We start from the raw sequence: 4,388 nt of genomic DNA, 5'->3' as shown, positions 1-4,388 counted from the left end.
TTAGATTGTCCCTCTAAGACACGGAATCGGTGGTTAAACCACATCAACCAAGCAAGGATTAAATTCGCTTGTATTCTTTCTTTACAGGAGACAAATCAGGAGATAATTGAGAACATCGGGGAAGTGGTGCTGATAGGCAGATTCGAACTGCCGACCTCACCCTTACCAAGGGTGTGCTCTACCAACTGAGCTATATCAGCACATCTTGGAGCGGGCAGCGGGAATCGAACCCGCATCATCAGCTTGGAAGGCTGAGGTAATAGCCATTATACGATGCCCGCAATGAACTCGGCTACCTGAGTTATCAGCTGTTAAACTGTTTTTCCGTAAAGCTCACAGAAGCTTTTTGGAGATGGTGGTGGGAGAAGGATTCGAACCTTCGAAGTCTGTGACGGCAGATTTACAGTCTGCTCCCTTTGGCCGCTTGGGTATCCCACCTATCCAAATTTTTAATGGTGCCGGCACCAAGAGTCGAACTCGGGACCTACTGATTACAAGTCAGTTGCTCTACCAACTGAGCTATGCCGGCATCAAGTGCTGCGCATTCTAGGAAGACTGAGCGCATGTTGCAACAAAAAAATTTAATTTTTTGTTCATTCGCTCATATTTTATTCACTTTTTGCGATTTTGTTGATTTTTTATCTGTTTTAAGATTAAAACATCAACAACAGCCATTAACTATAATCCATTATAATCTGGGGAGTAAAGCTTCACTGTTGAGTTTCATTTCGTTGATTGCGAGTTTTTTATCCACTATCACAGTTTTTCTTCTTTTTTGATCGTTTAGTTTTTCAACAAAAATGTGCTTTTTTTTTGCATACGTCAAAAAAAATTCACATAAAACACAAAAAATCCTACGCCTCCCCCTCTTCACTCGCTATGATGCTACCAAATTTTATGGATATGGGTGTTTAGGCAACCTGTCCAACCTGCACAAAATAGGCAGATGTTGGTTTATGAAACAGAAAGAAAATTTTATGACAACACCATATTTAGAGTTTGATAGAGAACATTGGGCCACTTTGCGTGATTCCGTTCCTCTAACGCTATCATCTAGTGAGCTTCTTGAGCTTAAAGGTATCAATGAAGAACTATCCATGGATGATGTCATCGAAATTTATCTTCCTTTATCCCGCTTGCTGAATTTTTATATCAGCTCCAATTTACGCCGTCAGACTGTGTTAGAACAATTTTTAGGAACTAATGGCGCGAAGGTTCCTTACATTATTGGCATAGCTGGCAGCGTCGCTGTAGGAAAAAGTACGACGGCCCGTTTACTACAAGCATTATTAACGCGTTGGCCTGAACACAGGAAAGTCGATCTGATCACGACGGATGGATTTTTATATCCAAACCAAGTTTTACGTGACAAAGATATAATGAAAAAGAAAGGCTTTCCCGAGTCTTACGATATGCGCAAATTGGTCAACTTCGTTTCTCAGATAAAATCAGGAGCTCGTCATGTTGCCGCTCCCGTTTATTCACATTTGACCTATGATATTGTTCCTGACCAGCAACAAATTATTGATCAACCCGATATTTTAATTTTAGAGGGGCTAAACGTTCTACAGAGCGATATGGACTACCCTCAAGATCCCCATCATGTTTTCGTGTCAGATTTTGTTGATTTTTCTATCTATGTCGATGCGAACCCTCAACTACTAAAACAATGGTATATCGGGCGATTTTTGAAATTTAGACAAGGTGCGTTTTCCGATCCTGATTCATACTTTCACAATTACTCTAAACTCAGTGAAGAAGAAGCGGTGAATGTAGCCAGTTCAATTTGGGATGAAATTAATGGTTTAAACCTTGAAGAGAATATCTTGCCAACAAAAGAACGCGCAAGTTTAATCATGACGAAAGGTGAGAATCACTCTATTCAAAATGTAAGACTACGGAAATAATTGATAAGGCCGGTTACGGTTAATACCGGCCTATTTAACTAATTTTCATTTGATCTTAATGATATTTCACCGCCAATATAGGGAATAATTTCTCCATTTTCTTTTTGCAATAATAACGCCCCTTGCTCATTAATTCCCTTTTCGACACCAACAATAATATCATTTCCAATCAATAACTTAACATTTCTTTCTAAAAAGTTGTCTAATTCAAACCAACGAGACAAAAATGGCTTTAATCCCTGCTTTTCAAATATTAATAATGATTTTTTTAATGCGTTGATAATATTGCCAGCTAATTCGTTTCTTTCAATATTTTCAACTTCATCAGTTAAAGCAGACCAAGCTTGATTAATTGTTTCATCTTTTTTAATAATACTTTTATTCATACCAATATTGATACCAATACCAATAATAATATGTGCTGCATCCCCTGTTTTGCCTGTTAGCTCAACCAGGATTCCTGCTAGCTTTTTATCATTCATATAGAGGTCATTAGGCCATTTAACTTTGACCTTATTTCCGCATAACTTATTTAAAGTTTCAGCAATCACAATTCCAACCACTAAACTCAATCCAATTGCCGCAGCGGGACCTTGCTCTAATTTCCAATAAGTTGAAAGATATAAGTTACATCCAAATGGTGAAATCCACTGACGACCGCGGCGACCTCGCCCTGCACTTTGATACTCTGCTAAACAAGTATCTCCTGATTGCAAATGAGGGATCCTATCCAGCATGTATTGGTTAGTAGAATCAATAACGGGTTCGACAATAATCTGGGTGCCAGTAACATACTTCTCAATACACTGTTTATTTAACAAATTGATCTGCATAGGAAGCTGATAGCCTTTACTCGTGATAGTTTGGATATCAAGACCCCATGAGCGCAATGTTTTAATATGTTTATTAATTGCCGCTCTCGTCATTCCTAAACGTTCACCCAGCTGTTCGCCTGAATGAATCTGCCCATCCGCTAAAATATCAATAATTTGTAATGGAATACTCATTTCTTTCATCGTATACAGTCCACTGCATTCAATTCGCCTTGACGCCCAATGAATCGAACTTCTGGTTCTAAGAAAATATCGAAACGTTGTGCAACTGTATTACTTACATATTTAGCAAGCTCTACAATATCCTTTCCCGTCGCATTATGTTTATTTATCAACACTAATGCTTGTTGAGTATGAACTGCTGCACCGCCTAATTGGTAGCCTTTTAAGCCACACTGGTCAATCAACCAACCTGCGGCTAATTTTACATTTCCATCAGCCTGAACATATTGAGGGCAATTAGGGTAACTAGCTTTGATTGTCTCTGCGAGTTCAGCAGATACGACTGGATTTTTAAAGAAGCTACCAGCATTACCTGTTACAGCGGGATCAGGTAATTTACTTCTGCGAGTCTCACATACCGTCTCAAACACATCTGAAGGCGTTACAGTGTTAGGATCGAGCTTAGCTAAATCTCCATAGGCTAGCTTTGGTGACCATTGCTTAGAAAAGATTAACCCAACGCTGATAATCGCATGAGAATGCTGATATTCATGTTTAAAAATACTATCTCGATACCCAAAATTGCATTCTTCCGCAGGGATACGAGTGATCCTACCTGTATCCAAGCAGAGGATATCTACATACTCACAAACATCTTTTAGCTCTAACCCATAAGCGCCAATATTTTGTATCGGTGCAGAGCCTACGCATCCAGGGATCAGCGCTAAGTTTTCTGCGCCATATATTCCCTTATGAAGCAATGTTTCAAGTAGCTGATGCCAATTTTCCCCTGCATATGCATGTACATGCCAAGCATCTGCAGAATCAGTAATTTCGATACCTTTAATTCTGTTTACAATGACCACACCGTCAAAATCTTCAATAAATAACACATTGCTTCCCCCGCCTAATAACAGTACAGGAAGATTGTCATTTTTTGCTGTTGTCCACTGTTGGTACAGAGCATCAGCGCTTTGTACAATGTTCACTTTAATAGCTTTGGCATCAATACCGAAGCTATTAAGCGATTTGAGTTCGGCGGTCAGGTTCATTGCTACCTTCATTTTCAAATAAGATCTAAGATTTTATAAGTCTATCAGCCTGACCTAGCAGTGAATAGCATGTAGATGGAAATAATATGAGAAGTAAGAAACTGAGAAGAATTTTCAAAAATACAAATCGATAGATAGCAAAAAGCCACCCATTGGGTGGCTTCTTATATTTAAAACCTAGCAGTTCCCTACTCTCACATGGGGAGACCCCACACTACCATCGGCGCTACGGCGTTTCACTACTGAGTTCGGCATGGGGTCAGGTGGGACCACCGCGCTATTGCCGCTAGGTAAATTCTTTTAAATTATTTTAGTATTCATGGTGCTGATACCCAGATTCGAACTGGGGACCTCACCCTTACCAAGGGTGTGCTCTACCAACTGAGCCATATCAGCAATATGGTGCGGTCAGTCAGTACTGACACAACCTTAAA

General features: G+C 39.6%; 3 protein-coding genes, 5 tRNA genes and 1 rRNA gene. 1 reads left to right on the top strand and 8 read right to left on the bottom strand.

Annotation, left to right across the window (positions count from 1 at the left end):
* Positions 1–124: 124 nt before the first annotated feature.
* From PSF16_RS16760 to PSF16_RS16745, 4 genes are all read right to left on the bottom strand, one after another.
* Positions 125–200 (bottom strand) — tRNA-Thr (locus tag PSF16_RS16760).
* Between the two features lie 6 nt (positions 201–206).
* A tRNA-Gly gene (locus PSF16_RS16755) sits at positions 207–281 on the bottom strand.
* Positions 282–353: 72 nt separating this feature from the next.
* Positions 354–438 (bottom strand) — tRNA-Tyr (locus PSF16_RS16750).
* A gap of 15 nt (positions 439–453) precedes the next feature.
* Positions 454–529 (bottom strand) — tRNA-Thr (locus PSF16_RS16745).
* Between the two features lie 427 nt (positions 530–956).
* Between PSF16_RS16745 and coaA the strand changes: the two genes are divergently transcribed.
* A complete protein-coding gene (gene coaA / locus PSF16_RS16740; RefSeq protein WP_272689738.1) occupies positions 957–1,907 on the top strand; it encodes a type I pantothenate kinase in 951 nt (316 codons plus the stop codon).
* A gap of 38 nt (positions 1,908–1,945) precedes the next feature.
* Here coaA and birA read toward each other — a convergent pair whose 3' ends face one another.
* From birA to PSF16_RS16720, 4 genes are all read right to left on the bottom strand, one after another.
* On the bottom strand, positions 1,946–2,923 hold the full coding sequence (gene birA, locus PSF16_RS16735) for a bifunctional biotin--[acetyl-CoA-carboxylase] ligase/biotin operon repressor BirA (protein ID WP_036963972.1): 978 nt from the start codon (positions 2,921–2,923) through the stop codon (positions 1,946–1,948).
* Positions 2,920–3,954 carry a UDP-N-acetylmuramate dehydrogenase gene (gene murB, locus PSF16_RS16730; RefSeq protein ID WP_006663521.1) on the bottom strand — a complete coding sequence of 345 codons (1,035 nt, stop codon included), beginning with the start codon at positions 3,952–3,954 and terminating at the stop codon, positions 2,920–2,922. The genes birA and murB overlap by 4 nt, the downstream gene beginning before the upstream one ends.
* Positions 3,955–4,129: 175 nt before the next feature.
* A 5S ribosomal RNA gene (gene rrf / locus PSF16_RS16725) occupies positions 4,130–4,245 on the bottom strand.
* A gap of 29 nt (positions 4,246–4,274) precedes the next feature.
* Positions 4,275–4,350 (bottom strand) — tRNA-Thr (locus tag PSF16_RS16720).
* Positions 4,351–4,388: the final 38 nt, after the last annotated feature.

It is taken from the genome of Providencia sp. PROV033 (assembly GCF_028484855.1).
In the GTDB taxonomy this organism is placed as follows: Bacteria; Pseudomonadota; Gammaproteobacteria; order Enterobacterales; family Enterobacteriaceae; genus Providencia; species Providencia alcalifaciens.
The sequence above is the reverse complement of the archived record's forward strand: the minus strand, read 5'-3'. Positions and strand labels throughout refer to the sequence as shown.

Bases quoted from the DNA above. Each gene is read 5' to 3' on its own strand.
- coaA (WP_272689738.1), top strand. From the start codon at position 957: ATGAAACAGAAAGAAAATTTTATGACAACACCATATTTAGAGTTTGAT.
- birA (WP_036963972.1), bottom strand. From the start codon at position 2,923: ATGAAAGAAATGAGTATTCCATTACAAATTATTGATATTTTAGCGGAT.
- murB (WP_006663521.1), bottom strand. From the start codon at position 3,954: ATGAACCTGACCGCCGAACTCAAATCGCTTAATAGCTTCGGTATTGAT.